This is a genomic window from Bacteroides gallinarum DSM 18171 = JCM 13658, from assembly GCF_000374365.1.
GTDB lineage: Bacteria > Bacteroidota > Bacteroidia > Bacteroidales > Bacteroidaceae > Bacteroides > Bacteroides gallinarum.
Genome location: NZ_KB894115.1, coordinates 161664 through 179295, shown reverse-complemented (window position 1 = coordinate 179295; position 17632 = coordinate 161664). Strand labels below are relative to the sequence as shown.

Here is a 17632-nt window from a genome sequence, read left to right as displayed (position 1 = left end):
TGAAACCGTACAGCAAACCATTCAACCGCAACATCATGAAACAGAAGAAAATCAGGCGGCAGCCGCAGAAGAAACCGTCTCCCCGGCAGCAGAAGCCCCGAAAGCGAGAAGACGGAAGACCGCAGGGGACGCTTAAGCGCTTTCCTTTCGACGAGACACGGATAGGCTTCATGCTCCGGTATGAGATGCCGGTAGTCTATCATCTGCTCCGCAGGTTATGCGCCACGCAGCAGCCCTTCGAGCCGGACTGGCAGGTCATACGGTCGGTGGCGGAGGCATCGAAAGACCCTTCCTGCGGCAAGGCGAAGTTCCGCCGCTACCTGGACGAGTACCGCCGGGACGGGGTCTATTGCCGGCGCGGGAAACGGCTCACGCCGGAGCGCAAAGCCTACTATGAAGGCATATGCCGCCGCAAGAGAGAAGAGTATATCCGCCGGAACCGCAGGAGGCTGCTTGCCGAAGCGCGGAACGCGCCGGGCGGCGACAGACTGCTCGGAGAGATTAAAAGCATTCTTAAAATGAAACGGTAATGCGCTGAAGGACAATGCCGGTGAGAAACATTCATGTACATGTATGGCTGTTCCGGGTAATTTGCCTAATTTTGTATTCCACGGTCGCTGCAAGACCTTTCCATATTGTCAAATGAGTATCCTCTTTCGGGATACGGTCAGCGAGACATCCTCTCCCAATTTTATCAGTTGAACGCGGACGGTGCAACCGAACCCGTCCGTCCTGTTACCAGTTTCTTTGCGATGCGGGTATACCGTGTCGCATTCTTCGGGCATTTTTAAATCCATAAAACAAAGCGTTTATGCAAGAAGAAGAAAAGAACAACGGCATGGAAGGCATGTCTGTCGAGGAAATGTTCCTCGGCGTTCAGGAATCTTATCAGGAGGCACAGTTGCGTGCCCAGGAGGAGAACAGGGCGTTCGCCCGTACGGAGTTCTTCCGCATGGACAAGTTCGGGACTTACCGTCTCCGTATCCTGCCCATCGCTCCCAATCCGGACGGCTCGCCGACACGTCCGGGCTATGAGTATCCCGTCCACCAGCTGCTTCTGGAGCTGGAGAAACCCGCTACGGGGAACAAGCCCCAGAAGATGTATGTCACTGTCACCCGCGCTACCGATGCCGGATATAGCGTTGATCCCATCGAGACTTACCGCCGCATGGCCGTCGAAGCCGCAAAAGAGGACGGGGACGACAAACTGGCGGAAAAGATTGCCGGGGGCTCGTTCGGAGGCGGTCTGAAATACAGTTACGGCCACTGTCTCTATGTATTCGACCTGGGTGAACGAGCCAAAGGCGTGCAGATGATGACCCTTTCCCATGCCCAGTTCAAGGATCTGGATGAGAGGAAGTTCAAGCTGTGGAGCAAGAAACTGGCCAAGAATCCGTCTTACCCGTGCCCGATTTCCTCGGTGTATGACGCCTATCCGGTGGAGATTGAAAAGCGCAAGAACGGAGCCAAGACCGAGTATGTCATTTCCATTGACAACGAATCGGAACCGGTACCGTTGACCAAGGAGGAGCTGACCGCCCTGATGGGTGCGCCGCGTATCCCGGAAATCATCTACCGCTACACCCGTTATCATCTGGGAGCCACCGTCGAGTTCCTCAAACAGTGCGACGGTATCTACGGCATGTCGCTCATGGAGACGGATGAAATGAAGACGGTCATCGACACGCTGGACGGTGAACTGCCCAAGGAGGATATATCCGCGTTCTCGTTCGACCGCCGTACGAAAGATAACAGAGAAAACGGGCGTGAAGGCGGAGGCATCTCGCTGGACGACCTTTTCGAACGTTATGACGAGCTTCAGCGGCAGGAACTCGGTGAGAAGACCGAGGAAGGCCAGGAGCTGCGTGCGATGATCCGCGGCTACATCGAGCAGGAAGGGCTCTCCGTGCGTGTCACACGCTCCACGAGCAACCGGGAACTACTCGACCTGATCGAAAGCGAGATGGAGGGTCCGAAGCCCAGTGACGAACCGGAGGATGTCCCCGGGGAGGAAGAAGAGCAGCCGGAGGAAACGGAAGAGCGTGCCGGGCGTCCCCGCCACCGCAGATAAGCCTTTCACAAGTTCTTGAATTCTAATCCGACGGGAGGCATCCGGGCCTCCCGTCCTAATCACAATCACTTAGTATGAAAGAGAACAAACCCTGCCTTTTGTTATTGAATGACATCCACATCTCGAAAGACAACATCCCTGCATTCCAGGCCAACTGGCAGGAGGCCATGGGAATTTGCAGGGAACGGGATATCCGGGAAGTGGTTGTCGGAGGAGACCTGTTCTTTTCCCGTGCCGCCCAGACACTCGATGTCCTGCTGGCCGTCAGGGATATGCTTGTATCCGCCGCGGACCATGACATTCATGTCACGCTGGCGGAAGGGAACCACGACAAGGTGAACCAGGAATCCCTGCGCGGATATTGTCATGTCTTCGACCGGCATCCGAATGTGACTGTCGTGGATGAGTACCTGACCCTGTGCCGCCCGGAATGGAAGTTCGCGCTCCATGTAATGAGCTATTTTCCGGAAGACGGCTCTTTTGCCGAAAGGCTCGGACGATTGGCTGCGGAAGCGCTTTCCGGAGAACCGGAGCACTTCCTCTACATCCATGAGGGTATCAACGGGGCATTGGCACAGCCTTCGGAAAAGGAACTGCCTGCCAGGATATTCTCTCCTTTCGACAAGGTCTTTGTCGGCCATTACCACAACCGTACCGTCATTCCGGGGACGGGAATCGAATATATCGGTTCCTCGCGCCAGCATAACTTCGGGGAGGACGAGGAGAAAGGATACACGGTGCTGTATACGGACGGCACGTACGAGTTTGTCAAGAACCGCGTGAACATGCGGTACCGTGTCATGGATATGCCGGCGGAACGTGCCGGGTTGCACCTGATGGACGAGCTGCGTGAAATGGAGGCCGATGGTCGCTACAAGGTCAAGGTGCGTGTCCATGCACCTGCCGCCGCGATGAAATCGGTGGACAAAGCCGCCTTGCTGGAAGCCGGAGCGGCGAAGGTAGAACTGGTTGCCGATGACGAGCAGCTGCCGGAGGCGGTATCCTCTTCGCTCTTCGAGAAATTCGACAGCCGCCGCATCCGGGAAACCTACGAGGACTTCTGCCGGGAGAAACAGATCGAGGATGTGTCGATGGGATTGGAGTATTTATCTAGAATAGAAAACAGATCATGTGGAAATTAAAGACGATAGAAGCCGAAAATCTCTGCGCCTTCCGTTCGCTGTCCTACATGCTGCGGCAAGGCGTGACGACATTGATTTTCGGCGATAACCGGGACAATGAGTCCCAGCAGTCGAACGGGGCCGGCAAGTCTGCCCTGTTGGAATGCATTGCCGTGGGTATCACGGGCAGCCCGCTTAGAAAGATACGCTCGGAGGAGATTATCAACGATGCAGCGGAAGAATGCCGTATCGCTTTGCGTTTCATCAACGATTCCGCCGCCGAGGAACTGCTCGTCAACCGCCGTATCCCGCGCAAGGGGGCTTCCTCTGTCAGCTGTACGCTTTACCGTGGCGGCAAGCAGGTGGTAACCGATGAAGCGGTACAGCCTTCGGTGGATGCCTATAACCGGTATATTCTTGACAAACTGGGTATCACACGCGACGAGCTGCTCAACAATTTCATCCTTTCCAAATACCGGTATGAGGATTTCCTCTCGTCATCGGACAAGGAGAAGAAAGAGGTCATCAACCGCTTTTCCAACGGTATCCTGGTGGATGAAGCCATCGCCAAAGTGGAGGAAGACATCGTGCCGCTCTCTGAAAAGAAACGGCAGGTGGAACTGGAACTGGCCGGGTTGGACGGGCGTATCGGGATGTTACAGGAGCAGATACGCAAGGAGGAGGAAGCCGGAGCCGAGCGGGGGCGTACCCGTGTGGAACGTATCATGGGACTGGAAACGGCCATAGCGGCCAAGAGGGAGCAGATCCGTACCGGGCACGAGAACGTGGACAGGCTTGAGGAACAGCTTGCCGGAGTGCAGCGGGCGGACGAGGCTTTGCAGGAACTGGAAGCCGGAGATACCGCATTGGAAGCATGTCTGGAAAAGATAGCGGAAATGATGTCCCTCTTTCCCGATGCCCGGCAGACGGACTGGGACAAGGTCATTGCCGAAAAGAAAGGACGGTTACAGACCGCCACAGAGCGGCTGAAGGATTGCGATGCCGTCTTGAAGCAGGCGGAACAGGAACTGAAAAACAGGACTGACGGCTGGGAACAGTTCAAGAAGGAGTATGCCGCATTCTGTGAGGCATACAGGGATCAGTCCGATACGACTGCGGAGAGACTGCGGGAAATCGACATCCGTCTGCGCGACCTGTCCGGCAGCATCGAGGAACTGCGTCATAAACGGCGTATCGTTTCTGCCGGTATTGACGGCCTCTCGAACAAACTGGCCGGCTCCATCACCTGTCCTTTCTGCGGGCATGAGTTTCTGGTGGCAGAACCACAGTTCGACATCGAGGCCGGCATGAAGGAACTGAAGCTCCGTCAACGGCAGCTCACGGAAATCAACGGCCGTATCGATGAGAAGCAGGAGGAGACGGATGCCGTGGAGTTGCAGCAGAACCGGCTGAACCATGAGCGCCGGATATTGGAAGGCAGACGCACCGGATGGGAGGAGCAGCTGGCCGGGCACGAACGGGCCATCAGGAATGCCACCCGCCACGTGGAAGAGGTGGAAAGCGGGCATAAACGCATCGCTTCCGAAATTACCGCCCTGCAAAGTGAAATCGAAGGTGTCCGCCGCAAGGTATTCGACGAGGTGTTCGGATTCATAGACGAGCGCAATGCCGCACTGAACCGCGGCATACGGGTAGGCAAGGAAGATATACAGGCTGCGGCCTGCGCCATCGACACTTTGCAGGCCACGATCCGGGAGCTGGATGAGGCGGCTTCACCCGACCTCATACAATCGCTCAAGGACACTCTCCGTGAAACGCGCGGGAAGTCCAACGAGGCGGCAGGGCGCAAGACGGCCGTCGATGCCCGGGTCCGTGCCCTGGAGATACAGCGGGAACGGTTCGTGCAGTTCAAGACCTATCTGGCCAACACGAAAATCGAGGCGCTCAGCCGTATCACCAACGAGTTCCTGCAAGACATCGGCAGCGACATCCGTATCCGCTTCGACGGGTATACCGTCCTCAAGAGTGGTAAGGTAAGGGAGAAAATCTCCATCTCACTGCTGCGCGACGGCATGGACTGCGGCTCGTTCGGCAAGTTTTCGGCAGGCGAAGCCGCCCGTGTGAATTTGGCGACCATCCTTGCCATGCAGAAACTCGTGAACAGCAACTGCGACGGGGACAAGGGACTGGATCTGCTCGTGCTGGACGAGATACTCGAGGCGGTCGATGAAGCGGGGCTGGCCTCCATGTTCGAGGCGCTGAACTCGCTCGGCGGTACCGTGCTGGTAGTCTCGCACGGGAATGTGGCTGAAGGCTATCCGCATAAACTGGTAATCGTGAAAGAGAATGGCGAATCGAGACTCGGAGAATAGCGTACTGACCCGGGAGCAGGTACTGGCGCTGGACATCGCCACGCATACCGGATACTTCTCCCTGCATGAGGCCGGGACATGGAACTTCACCGAAAGCAAACGGCGCAACGGCAACAAGATGCACGGCGCTTTCAGGACTACGCTGCTCTCGCTGCTCCGTCGTTACGGCATCCGCCGCGTCGTGGCCGAGGATGTGAGCGTGAACCGCCATTTCTACGACATGCGGCGGCTCTCGGAACTCAGGGGTATCCTGCTCGAAGTGTGCGATGAACTGGATATCCCGGAACCGGAGTTCGTCAACCCGGCTGTCCTCAAGAAATGGGCGACGGGAGACGGACACGCCACCAAGACGCAGATGGTCGCGGCCTGCAAGGACAGATACGGTATTGTCCCGGTGGATGACAATGCGGCGGATGCCTGCCACCTCTTCTACTATTACATCCGCAGGCACAGGCTGTGACAAGCCGACAACGGTTTGGATTTTTTCCGGGCGGCGGTAATGCTGCCGCCCGTTTTTTCAATTGACGCTCACGGTAGCTGACAGATTAGGACATGAGATTCATTATCAACCTTTTCAGTCAGTGGAAACGTGGAAAAGAAAGATGTGTTTATTGCGGTTCTCCAGCCTGAAGACGAATCCGCGAGACAGAGGGCGGAACTTCTCAGAAAATATGTGATGCCGCACAAGAATCTGATATACAGCATTTGTATCAAATATACCTATAACCAGGAGGACATCGAGGACAACTACCTCGAGGCGTTGGCCAACTTCTTCAAGTATATGGACAGTTATGACCCGGCCCGTCCGGTAAAGACCTGGATCTATGCCGTGACCAAACGGCTTGTGGCGGACCTGAACAACCGCAACAGGAACCGCATGCCCCCGGACGACAATATCGACATTTCGGAAATATCCTCTTCGCTGTCGGATGAGGACGAACCGTCGGGAAACAGCATGGGGATGGACAACTACCGCGAGTTCTATAACGATGACATCCTCTGGGCACTGGACCGGCTCAAACCGATTTACCGGGAAGCCCTGCTCTTGCAGCAGGCTGGTTACAAACTCGGGGAAATCATGGAAATCACCTATAACAACGGTACTTTGCAGACCAGGAACGTAGAAACGGTAAAAAGCCGCATCTTCCTAGCCAAGACGCAGCTGCGCAAACTATTGACACGCGATGGAGAGAAAAGAATGGATTGACGGATGCCGGAGGCTCTTTACACGGCTGGTCCGCACCACGGTGTGGGCGGATTTTGTGTTCCCTACCGGCGGCAAGTCGGACAGGCAGCTCGGGATGTGTTTCGACGGCTTGTGCCGGGAGGTCGTCTCCGTCAGTGCGGAACGCCTGTCCGACTTCTGTATCTGCCAGACATATGCCATTTCCGGATATGATACCGCGTATCGCAGGAAATGGAACGTCTCCCATTCATTCGGAAAGAAAGCCATCGGCCGCTATCTCCGCTCGGGAAAGGAACGCCGCTACCGGGAGGACCGGTGGCTGAAGAGTTTCGGGCTGTCACGGCATGATTTGGCGCGGGCAGTGGAAGACCGCCGCAGCCATCCGTTCGGGCGTTTTATTTATCCGGAATACGAGGAGACGACCAAGCGGCGACTGCTCTCCACCGAAGCGGGATATCTCGTCTGTGCGCTCTCCACGCTGATGTGGACGCCTTTCTCCCCGTCATGCTCAAAATGTGCGAAAGCGGAGCCATGCCGCAGAAGGACACAGGCGCGCTATCCGGAACTGTACCGTATCCGCTGTGAGGCGTGGCGGAAAAAGGAGGCGAAGCCATGAGTGCCGTCAATCCGCTCAGTGCCGAGTTCCTGTATGAACTCTATGCCACGGCGCTCAGACAGGAACCGTTGTGTGCTGTCCTAGCCCGGCATATGCGTAAGGAATACCTGCCGGACCGTTCGTTCCAGCAGGTACAGGAGGCGATAGCCGTACACTTCAAGACATACAAGACACCGCCGTCGTATGCCGTGCTGGCACAGACCTTCCATGAGGATTACGACGCCATCGAGCTGATAGACACTTTCCGGGAGTATGACGAGGGACAGAGTGCCGAGGTGATGACCGACATGCTGGAGTCCTACATCAAGGGGGTCCGGTTGCAGTCGGTCTATGCGGAGGTCGGGAAACTGTATAACGAGAACAAACAGGACAAGGCGGAGAAGACTCTTCGGGAATATGCCGAGTGGCTGGCAGGGTTCACGCTGAAGAGTTCCTCGTTCGTCGATGTGGCCGCGACTTTCAAGGAGCGTTTCGAGAGGAACCGCCGGCGCGAGGAGGAAGAGGAACGCTCGGCCGCCCCTCGTGTGTCCCGCTTCTACATCCCGTATCTGGATGCGCTCAATGCCGGACGTAACCTGCGAGGTCAGCTGACCTGTTTCCTGGCCAGCACAGGCGTGGGAAAGTCGCACATCGCCAAATGGATCGGTGTCAGGGCGGACATCGATGACGGGCTGCATGTGCTGCATTTCCAGCTGGAAGGTTCGGAAGAAGAGGCGTTGAACGCCTATTCCGGCGGACTGATTTCCAGGAACGCCTACTATTACGAGCGGGGAAAGATTTCGGATACGGAGATGAGACATCTGGAAAAACTGGTCGCCTCGTATGCCGGAAGCATCACGGTGCGCAGTTACCCGCGTTTCAATGCCCAGGTCTCGACACTCGACATCAAGAACGGCATTTCGGAATACAGGAAGCTCAAAGGATATAATCCGGACATCGTGATTGTGGATTCGATGGACTTGCTGACGGATGCCAACCGCCGTTCATGGGGAGCCGACCATGAACGGGCGAAGCGTATCGCGGTGGCTAATGACCTGAAGGACCTGGCGGCGGACGAAAAGGTATGGATGGTGGTGACTTACCAGTCTACCATCGAAGACCGGGAGTGGCTGAATGACGAGCGGAACGTGCTGACCGAGTACAACTGTTCGGAGGCCAAAGGTCTGGCCCGCCCGTGCACGCACCTTGTTTCGCTCAACCAGTCATCGGCTGAAAGAAAGGAGAACGTTATGCGCCTGCACGTGGCCAAAAGCCGGTTCTTCAAGAAAGGAGACACTATCAGGATTGCCACCGACTACGACAATGAGGTGTTCTATGACGGGCAGAGGACACTGAATCTGAACAGGGAATAAAAAGCCATCGATCCGGATGCGGCGTGTCGGTGGCTTTTTGACTTGTAACGACTGGAATGTTGAGAATATATGGCAGCTTACATGCGTAAAACCAATTCCGGACAGATACGATTTTTATTGTATGCCCTTTGTATTCCGCCATATCGTCCGTTCCCCATGTTATCAACAGCAGGTTTTCACATTTCAATTCCTCTGCCGCCTCCAAGACTTTCAGTTTCCGCTCACGGGTCTTGGCGTTCGAGATATCATACGACCTTTGTTCGAGGAAAGTTCGAATGACCTCGCAAATACAAATCCGTTATTTGTAGTAATTGGAAAACGATACTTTTCATTCAGTATGTTTATTGTACTGCACAAAAAATACGCTTTTTTTATGTAGAGAGTGATCATTTTAGAAAAGTACATCTCTACACCTGATAATCAGCCAATGCTGATTATCAATCTCCTTATTTATATATTGTTTTATCGATTAGACAAAAGCAGTCATTTTTTGTCCAGCCGGGAAGACAATTTCTCTTTTCCTTTGGGTGGAAAGACCTTCCATGATTCTGCCGGTCTATTTTTATTGGGCTAATCCGGATTCTTTTTCCAAACATTTCAAACCAACCTGTAGCGGTCACGACTATACCTTAATATGGAACTGTCGGTACAGGAATATCAATATCTGGTTTCGGAGATAACCCGCGAGACGGGTGCCAAACGGGACGGGAGCGGTAAGAACCTTATCGTTCCGCGCTGCCCGTTCTGCGGAAAGTCGGGCGGTAAGTTCGGTATCTACATCGGCAAGGCGACTGCCCACCGCCGGCCTTTCATGGCCCACTGCTTCTCCTGCGGGGCATCCACCCGTACATTGGAGCAACTTCTGGCGGCTATCGGTCGCATGGACCTGATGGTTTTGCAGACAGCTGACATTGCCGCACCGTTGAACCTGCACCTGCTGGAGAAGGACGAGGCGGAAGAAATAGACGACGAACTGGTGCCGGTCGAATTGCCGGACTTTTACAAGCGCACTTTCCGGCATCCGTATTTGCAGCGGCGCGGCTTCTGTTTCGACGATTACGAGTATTTCCCGGTCGGGATAACCGGCAGGCTCAATCCGCGCTACGCGGACTATGTCGTCTTTCCGGTCATCGATGACTGTACGGTTGTCGGCTATGTCTCCCGCCATACCTGGCCGAAAGAGGATATAGACGCCCACAACCGCAAGACCAGACATAGCGGCGGGTACAAGATCCTGCGTTACCGGAACTCCACGGAAAACGACTTTTCCAGACTCCTTTATAACTACGATGCCGTCCGTATGGATGAAACCGATACGGTCATCCTCGCGGAAGGTATTTTCGATGTCATCGCCCTGACCCGCAGACTCGAACTCTATGACAATTCCCATGTCGCAGCCGTGGCCACTTTCGGAAAGAAAATATCCGATGTACAGATCTACAAGCTGCAATCGAAAGGCGTCAGAACCGTAGTCATCGGTTACGATGGTGATGCCGTCGAGTCGGTAAAGCGGACGGCTGAACGGCTGAAACCCTATTTCGAGGTTTTCATCGCGGACATTGCTGATGCCGCCAAAGACTGGGACGAACTCACGGAAGCGGAAATCTACGGGATTTTCGCCTGCCGCCTGCTGTCCGTCCTTGAATACAAACTCAAAAAAGTACAGGAAAGATGATACAGGAACTTTTCTCATGGCTCGATGCACAACGGATAACCTATATCCCGGTCGATACGGAAGTGGTGGATATTCCCGGCTTCGGGCGGCTTTTCACGGCCGACCTGTCGGGAGTGGAATCCATCTTCCGCGGCGACGGGGACAAGCTCGTGTTCAACCTGATGGAAAGTCCGGATGTGCTGATGGAAGAAGGAATCTTCCATGTGGCCTTCCCGTTCGGCAGGAACTGGTACTACTATGACCTGCGGGAAGAATTCCGTTTCAACCTGCTGAAATATATCGGCCGGCCCAAGCCTCCGGTACATGATGTACCTTTCGTGAACCTCGGCATCCATACCTCCTACGAGCTGCTGAACGCCTGCTGCTCGCCGGAAGATTTGTGCCGCAAGGCGAAATGGCTCGGGCATACGGCTGTCGGCATCTGCGACCGCAATACAATGGCCGCCACGCTGAACCTTCAGAAGGAGTGCGCCAATACCGGGCTGAAACATATATTCGGCTACTCGCTGACAATGATGCACGAAGAAGAACGTGTCGGGCTGAAGATTTATGCCTTGGATAACGAGGGGCTGCATAATCTGCTGCGCATCCAACGGGCCGTCATGGTCGATTCGGAAGACAACACCCTCCGCTATGAACAGCTGCTGATGTATGCCGCAGGTTGTGTGGTGGTTTTCGCCATCCGTTCCGTCTACTGGATGGCCGGACACCCCAAACAGGTGAAGCGTATCCGGAAAGGTGCCGAAGCGGTCTATTACCAGGTCGACGCCAACGAATACAAGGCGGACCGCATCGACAGGGAGCAACTAGAAGCCCTGAAATATTATTTCGGCAACTGTTATGATGCCGACACGGATTCATTTACAGTAGAACCAGTCCTGATTCCGGACTGCTACTACATGGACAAGGACGATGCAGGGTACAGAATCGTGGTGAACAAGATTGCCACGGGAGCCGCCCATGAACAGAGCGATGACCAGTATTTCAAGACAGCGGATGAATTGTATGACACGCTCCGTCCTCTGTTCTCCGGGCAATGGGACTTCGATTCCCTGTTTAGGCGCATGTGCCGTCCCACGGTGGAGATTGCCGGACGTGCGGACGCCTCATTCGAGACCGGGCGAATGTTCATGCCGGAATACCGTATGCGACCGGAAGAGCGGGAACGGTATGGTGACCGCCGTACGATGTTCCTCCGACTGCTTGACGACGGGCTGGACCGGAAAGTGCCGGAACCGGAGCGGGAACGCTATCGGGAACGGCTGGACGAGGAAGTCTATATCATTGAATCGACCGACAATGTGGACTATTTCCTGGTGCAGTGGGATATGGTGCGGGAGGCGCACCGGAGAGGCATCGCAACTGGTATAGGTCGCGGTTCCGCCGGGGGCTCGCTGGTTTCCTACTTGCTTGGCATAACCTCCATCGACCCGCTGAAATACGACCTTATCTTCTCGCGCTTCCTCGTGCCGGAACGCTGCGGGCTCAGCTGGAAAGACGAACTGACGGTGCTTGCCCCGGACATCACACTCGGCAAGGGCGAACGCTATGTGGAGATGGAATCTGAAGGCAAGACTTACCGTCTGTGCACGGATGCCCGGATGCGGGTAATCCGTAACGGAGAAGAGCGGACGATATACGCAGATGAATTGATGTGTGGCGACGAAATCCTTTTTGACCGCCGAGATTGCTTGTGGAACCTAAAGGAACTCGAAACCCATGAATCCGACCTACGAACACCACCGTCCCTATGACGGTTGCGACCTTTACCGGGGCGATGCACTCGATGTGCTGCCCCTGCTGGCTGAAGAAGGCATCACTGCCGACATGGTATTGTCAGACCCTCCATACGGTACGACACATTGTCGATGGGACGCCGTGATAGACATCCCCGGGATGTGGAATGCTGTACAGGGCATATCCAGACCTGACACTCCCGTACTGCTGTTCTGCCAGCATCCTTTTACGAGCCTGCTGGGCAGCTCCAATCTCCGCAGGCTGCGGTATGCCTGGGTATGGGAGAAGACGCAGGCGACAGGCTTCCTAAACGCCAGGCGTATGCCGATGAAGGCGCACGAGGACATTCTGGTCTTTTACGACAGGTTGCCGAAGTATCATCCGATCAAGACGGACGGGCACAAGCGCAAGGTCGTGATGGCCGAACATCAGCGGAAATGCGATGCCGGCGAGATATACCGGAAGCACGATAATTTCCGGGATTACATATCCACGGAACGCTATCCGCGCAGTGTGCTGAAATTCAAGACGGACAAGCAGCTCTCCTGCCTGCACGCGACACAGAAACCTGTCGCCCTGCTGGAATACCTGATACGCACCTACACCGACGAAGGAGACATCGTCCTCGACTTTGCGATGGGCAGCGGCAGTACAGCCGTGGCCTGCCGGAATACGGGACGCCGGTTCATCGGCGTGGAGATAGACCTGGGAATTTTTCAGACAGCACTAAACCGTATAACCCATGGCTGACACCCGGGAAATCTGGGTGGATATCAAGAACTATGAAGGAAAGTACAAGATCAGCAACCTCGGGCGTGTCAAGAGTCTGGAACGGCAAGTTTCGCATGACGGTATCACCTGGACACAACCCGAACGTATCATGTGTCATTGGTGTGGGACGACTTCGCTCTATGACTGTGTCCGACTCTACAAGGGCGGTGTCGGAAAGAAGTTCTCCGTGCACCGTCTGGTGGCACAGCACTTCCTGCCCGACTGGAATCCGGGACTGGAGGTGAACCATATCGACGGGAACCGCGACAACAACCGTGCGGATAACCTGGAAATGTGTACGCACCAGCGGAATATGGAACATGCCATAGCGGGTGGCCTCAAACGGGATTACGGCGAGAAAAGCGTGAACGCCAAACTGACCAACGGGCAGGCGGAAGAGATACGGGTGAGGTATTCCTCCGGCCAGGCTTCCCAGAACAGCCTGGCAAAACAGTACGGTGTCAGCCGCCAGACGGTAAGCGCGATAATACGATACAAGAAATATATCAGATGAAAGTAACACATATAAGAATCAGGAAAGCAGACGGACCGCTGACGGTCATGGATGCCTTTGTGGACAAAGGACTGACAGAAGGCGGCCACGCTTCGCTGCCGGACATAGATGTCGACTATGCCTCCGACCGGCGGCAGGAGATCAAGGATTACCTGGAAGAACGGTACAACGCGGACGGCCGCCAGCGTGTCTTTTCCGCCGGCACCTTTACCACGATGAAACTGAAAGCCGCCTTGAAGGACGTGGCACGCGTACACCGCGTGCCTCACTCCATCGTGAACTATATTACCGCCATGATAGATGACGGCACGGACTGGACAGGACTGTTCAGACAGGCTGCCTTCAACAGAAAACTTCGGGACTTTATCCAGACCTATCCGCTGGTCATCGAGGACGTGCAAGGATTGCTCGGACAGCCCAAAGCGGCCTCCATACACGCCTCGGCCATCGTTGTCACACCGGACACGCGGGACGGCAGGCCCGCCGAATGCTTCGATTTCCTGCCGGTCCGTAAGATGGACGGGGCACTGGTATCGGAGTTCGACGGCTATTCGGTCGATGAGATCGGATTGTTGAAGGAGGATGTGCTGGCGACAAAGGAACTTGCCAAACTGAGTGCCGTCATCGCGTTGGTCAACCGGAATTTCGGGCAGGAACTTACTATCGGGCGTATTACGCAGGATATGCTGGAAGACGGGAAGACCTACCGACTGCTCTCGGACGGCAACACGCAGAATGTGTTCCAGTTCTCTTCGCCGGGCATTACCCGGTTTATCCAGGATGTACAGCCGGAGTGTATCGAGGACCTGATCGCCATCAATGCCCTGTACCGTCCCGCCACACTCGACATCGGTGCCACCGATGATTATGTCCGTTTCAGGCGTGGCGAAGTGGCCCCGGTCTATAACTACGGCTGTTATGAAGCAACGAAGAACACTTTCGGAATCATGGTCTACCAGGAGCAGTTCATGTCCGTTGCTCATACGCTCGGGGGATTCGACCTCGGGAAGACCGACTATCTGCGCAAGGCCATAGGAAAGAAGAAAGCCGACCTGATGGCCACGCTGAAGGCGGATTTCATTGCCGGAGCCGTCGGGAACGGATGCCCGGACTATGAGGCGGAGGAAATCTGGCACAAGATAGAGGTAGCCGGGAAATATTCGTTCAACCGTTCCCATGCCGCGGCATACGCCCTTACAGCCTATTGCGGGGCATGGCTCAAGGCCAATTACCCCTCGGCATTCTACACGGTGGCATTGCAATGGGCGGACGACAAGGAGATTCCTTCGTTGATGGCGGAGATGGAACGCTGCTCGTCGGCCAAGATCGTGCCGCCGGACATCAACCGCTCCGGGACGGAGTTCTTCACCGACTATGCCACCGATGAAATCTTCTGGTCGCTTACCCGTATCAAACAGGTCGGTGTCAAGACAGTGGAATACATCGTCACGGAACGCGACCGGGGCGGGGCATATACCGGTATCGAGAACTTCATCCACCGCATATTCCGTTACAAACTCAAGAAATACAGTTACTGGGACGACCCCGACAACGCGGAAGAGGCCGTGAAAGTCCCCGTGAACGCCCGGCATGTCAAGCACATGATCCTTGCCGGATGCTTCGACCGTATCGAAAAAGTCGGGGCGGTTACCGAACGCTGCGCGCTGCTCGAACGCGCAGCACGGGAACTGGGATTCTCCCTTTCTGAAAAAGACTTCCCGCAGGACATGCGCGGGCGGCATTTCTTCTGGTCGCAGCAGCAGATTGCCGTGTCGGGCATAGGCAGCATCGATTATCGCCGCATCTTCAACAATTCGGAAGCCCGCAGGCAGGTCAAGGGAAAAGCCTCTTACCTGACCCTGGACGAGGTGGCACGGGACGAGAACGACGGCAGGCGTGCGACTGTCTGCGCCACGGTGGTGGATGTAACCGAACATACCTACAAGGACAGGGAGACGGGAAGCCGGAAGCGTTTCGCCAAGCTGACACTCTCCCAGAACAACCGTCTGGCGGAATGTGTATGCTGGAACGACTATTACATGGAACACCACACCGTGATCCAGTCGCTCAAAGACCGGGTGGTCATCCTCACTGCCGTCATCCGTTACAGCGACTACAACGGATGCAATACATTACAGACCTATAGGAACTCATTGTTATTCATTCAATCCTGAAAAGATATGGCACCCAAGACAGAACAGAAGATATATGTAGGCATCGGGCTGGACTTCGAGACCGGAGGGCTGGACTGCCGTGAATGCGCCTGTACACAGATCGCCCTGCAAGCCGTCCGTTTCGACACATGGCAGGTATTCGACCGCTATCAGGCGTATATCGCCCCCTACGGGAAACAGGACGCGGGGCTTCCCCGACGCAAGGTGTTGCGTACCCGCCATGAACAGGCGAAAGAACCGGAATATGTCCCGATGAAGTACGAACAGACGGCATTGGACTATTCCGCCATTACCATGGAGATGCTGCGCACACAGGGTGTGGACATGAAGAAAGTCGCCGGAGAAGTCATCGCCTTCGCCAAACGCAGCACCCTCTCGAAGGGCTATCAGTGCAAGCCCGTGCTGGTCGGACAGAACATCGCTTTCGATATCGGATTCCTGCAACAGCTGATGAACTATGCCGGACTGGCCGCCGAGTTTGAAAAGACCTTTTCCGGTACCAAGGACTATTACGGCAACTTCCAGCCGCACTACATCGACACGCTTGTCATGGGACGGTTGGCTTTTGCCGCTGATCCGGAGGTTACTTCGTATAAACTGGAACTGGTAGCCTCAAAATTGGGGGTGGAACTGGACGATGCCCACGATGCGGCTGCGGATGTGACGGCCACGCTTGACATCCTGGGGGTCTATACCTCCCGTCTGCGCCAGACGGAAGGGGCGGCAATCGCTACACAGAAGAAAGAGAAAACCCGTAAATATTTCAAGATATGAGTATGGACACGAATAAGGAAGCCCAAGGCATTGACCGGGAACAGATTCCCGAGACCATTACATTCCGTACGGCGGACCGGATGACCTACGGGGCGCTGGGCTATGACGGGAACGAACTGATGGCGTTCATATCGGGCTACGACCTGGAAATCAAGTTCAACCTGCGGCTCATCAACTCGCTAGCGGATGCGGAGGCGTGTGCCGATGCGTTGGCCCAGGTATTCTATGACGCATTAATGGAGCAGTTGCTCAATGAAAAGGCGGATTTTGTAAAACCTCCGGGATACAAACCCGCTACTCTTTCAGAAAAGGAAGGAAGAACCGATGTCAGACAAGATAACGAACACGCAGGATAGGCCGGAAGAGAAACCGCTCACGGAGCAGGAGCTGCAATTCTGCAACCTCTATGTGAACGGCGGGCTGGAATATGCCGGACGGCCGAAAAAATGCTTTGTGGAGGTATTCGGTGAGGATACGGTGAAGAACCCGTATGCTTCGGCCAATTACCTGATGAACAAACCGCATGTGCTGGCACATATCAAGGCATTGCTCTCCTCGGAACGGTTCGAGATGGAGACGATGGCTGTAAAGCTGCAGGTGACCGAGACTCTCAAGGCAATCATGGACGAGACGGCCACTTCGGACTATACAGACCGTTTCGGTGTGCCGCTCTCTCCGGCACCGCTCAGGGCCGTGTCGGTCAATGCCGCCAAGGCGCTGATGGATATCTTCCCCATCAGGCACAAGGAGGAGAACCGCCTGCGTATCGAAGGCAGCGACGGCAATGTTATCTTCAATGTAATCGTACCCCAAAATCCTGTAAAAGATGGCGAAGCGGAAACGTAAAATCACTAAGGAAGAAATCGCCTGGTGGGTCTATCTGGCGATGATGATCGCGCTTGTCATCTATGGGTTCCGGGATAGTGCGGCAGCCGAGACTCTGCTGAGGGCTATCAGGGACGCATTCTCACTTTTAATGGAATAAGATATGGAACAACTCAAAGAATTTGTAATGAAGTACTTCAAGATCATTGTCGTGGTACTCTCGTTCTCGCTGACACTGTACATACAGCATGTCAACAACACCGCCCAAATTGCAGAACTGGAAACCAAATGTATCGGTTTGGAAGTGGAAATCAAGAACCAGTATGACCGTATCAACGCCATGAAGCTGGACAAGTCCGTGTTCGAGGCAACCATGATGCAGCTCAACACGGTACAGAATGACCTGCACGAAATCCGTGCCGATATCCGTGAACTTCTCAAATGTCAGGGAACGCACAAGTAAAAACATCATGGAAAGACCAG

At 55.0% G+C, this 17632-nt stretch carries 19 protein-coding genes; 18 read left to right on the top strand and 1 reads right to left on the bottom strand.

Annotated elements, in window-relative coordinates:
* Positions 1 to 35 precede the first annotated feature (35 nt).
* The gene (locus tag C233_RS0100815; RefSeq protein ID WP_017140885.1) at positions 36 to 530 is read left to right on the top strand and encodes a hypothetical protein; all 495 of its coding nucleotides are present in this window, start codon (positions 36 to 38) and stop codon (positions 528 to 530) included.
* Positions 531 to 638: 108 nt separating this feature from the next.
* On the opposite strand, the gene C233_RS24365 is transcribed toward C233_RS0100815, so the two are convergent.
* Positions 639 to 797: a hypothetical protein gene (locus tag C233_RS24365; protein WP_008672739.1), complete on the bottom strand. Its 159-nt coding sequence runs from the start codon at positions 795 to 797 to the stop codon at positions 639 to 641.
* Positions 798 to 811: 14 nt separating this feature from the next.
* On the opposite strand from C233_RS24365, the gene C233_RS0100810 reads away from it, so the two are divergent.
* The 17 genes from C233_RS0100810 to C233_RS0100725 all read left to right on the top strand — a co-directional run bounded on the left by C233_RS0100810 (position 812) and on the right by C233_RS0100725 (position 17612).
* Positions 812 to 2071, top strand: coding sequence for a hypothetical protein (locus C233_RS0100810; protein ID WP_004293566.1), 1260 nt, complete (start codon positions 812 to 814; stop codon positions 2069 to 2071).
* Positions 2072 to 2145: 74 nt separating this feature from the next.
* Entirely contained in the window at positions 2146 to 3213 is a 1068-nt protein-coding gene (locus tag C233_RS0100805; RefSeq protein WP_004293565.1) for a metallophosphoesterase family protein, read from the top strand.
* Positions 3201 to 5525, top strand: a complete 2325-nt coding sequence (locus C233_RS0100800) for a hypothetical protein (RefSeq protein WP_004293564.1) — start codon at positions 3201 to 3203, stop codon at positions 5523 to 5525. The genes C233_RS0100805 and C233_RS0100800 overlap by 13 nt, the downstream gene beginning before the upstream one ends.
* Positions 5500 to 5985: a crossover junction endodeoxyribonuclease RuvC gene (locus tag C233_RS0100795; protein ID WP_004293563.1), complete on the top strand. Its 486-nt coding sequence runs from the start codon at positions 5500 to 5502 to the stop codon at positions 5983 to 5985. The genes C233_RS0100800 and C233_RS0100795 overlap by 26 nt, the downstream gene beginning before the upstream one ends.
* A 144-nt stretch (positions 5986 to 6129) precedes the next feature.
* On the top strand, positions 6130 to 6732 hold the full coding sequence (locus C233_RS0100790; RefSeq protein WP_004322848.1) for an RNA polymerase sigma factor: 603 nt from the start codon (positions 6130 to 6132) through the stop codon (positions 6730 to 6732).
* Positions 6710 to 7327, top strand: a complete 618-nt coding sequence (locus tag C233_RS0100785) for a hypothetical protein (protein ID WP_008672745.1) — start codon at positions 6710 to 6712, stop codon at positions 7325 to 7327. Before C233_RS0100790 ends, C233_RS0100785 begins: the two co-directional genes overlap by 23 nt.
* Complete coding sequence (locus C233_RS0100780) at positions 7324 to 8679, top strand: DnaB-like helicase C-terminal domain-containing protein (RefSeq protein WP_004293560.1); 1356 nt, start codon at positions 7324 to 7326, stop codon at positions 8677 to 8679. Before C233_RS0100785 ends, C233_RS0100780 begins: the two co-directional genes overlap by 4 nt.
* Positions 8680 to 9313: 634 nt before the next feature.
* Positions 9314 to 10354: a toprim domain-containing protein gene (locus C233_RS0100770; RefSeq protein WP_004293559.1), complete on the top strand. Its 1041-nt coding sequence runs from the start codon at positions 9314 to 9316 to the stop codon at positions 10352 to 10354.
* Positions 10351 to 12108 (top strand): PHP domain-containing protein, encoded by a 1758-nt coding sequence (locus tag C233_RS0100765; RefSeq protein ID WP_004293558.1) that lies wholly within the window; start codon positions 10351 to 10353, stop codon positions 12106 to 12108. The genes C233_RS0100770 and C233_RS0100765 overlap by 4 nt, the downstream gene beginning before the upstream one ends.
* Positions 12074 to 12841: a DNA-methyltransferase gene (locus C233_RS0100760; protein ID WP_009316563.1), complete on the top strand. Its 768-nt coding sequence runs from the start codon at positions 12074 to 12076 to the stop codon at positions 12839 to 12841. The genes C233_RS0100765 and C233_RS0100760 overlap by 35 nt, the downstream gene beginning before the upstream one ends.
* The gene (locus C233_RS0100755) at positions 12834 to 13376 is read left to right on the top strand and encodes an HNH endonuclease (protein ID WP_004322855.1); all 543 of its coding nucleotides are present in this window, start codon (positions 12834 to 12836) and stop codon (positions 13374 to 13376) included. The genes C233_RS0100760 and C233_RS0100755 overlap by 8 nt, the downstream gene beginning before the upstream one ends.
* Complete coding sequence (locus C233_RS0100750; RefSeq protein WP_009316564.1) at positions 13373 to 15550, top strand: helix-hairpin-helix domain-containing protein; 2178 nt, start codon at positions 13373 to 13375, stop codon at positions 15548 to 15550. The genes C233_RS0100755 and C233_RS0100750 overlap by 4 nt, the downstream gene beginning before the upstream one ends.
* A gap of 6 nt (positions 15551 to 15556) precedes the next feature.
* A complete protein-coding gene (locus C233_RS0100745) occupies positions 15557 to 16324 on the top strand; it encodes a 3'-5' exonuclease (protein ID WP_008860772.1) in 768 nt (255 codons plus the stop codon).
* The gene (locus C233_RS0100740) at positions 16321 to 16680 is read left to right on the top strand and encodes a hypothetical protein (RefSeq protein WP_009316565.1); all 360 of its coding nucleotides are present in this window, start codon (positions 16321 to 16323) and stop codon (positions 16678 to 16680) included. Before C233_RS0100745 ends, C233_RS0100740 begins: the two co-directional genes overlap by 4 nt.
* On the top strand, positions 16649 to 17170 hold the full coding sequence (locus C233_RS0100735; RefSeq protein ID WP_009316566.1) for a hypothetical protein: 522 nt from the start codon (positions 16649 to 16651) through the stop codon (positions 17168 to 17170). Before C233_RS0100740 ends, C233_RS0100735 begins: the two co-directional genes overlap by 32 nt.
* On the top strand, positions 17151 to 17309 hold the full coding sequence (locus tag C233_RS24360) for a hypothetical protein (RefSeq protein WP_008860769.1): 159 nt from the start codon (positions 17151 to 17153) through the stop codon (positions 17307 to 17309). Before C233_RS0100735 ends, C233_RS24360 begins: the two co-directional genes overlap by 20 nt.
* A gap of 3 nt (positions 17310 to 17312) precedes the next feature.
* Positions 17313 to 17612, top strand: coding sequence for a hypothetical protein (locus C233_RS0100725; RefSeq protein ID WP_004322861.1), 300 nt, complete (start codon positions 17313 to 17315; stop codon positions 17610 to 17612).
* Positions 17613 to 17632: the final 20 nt, after the last annotated feature.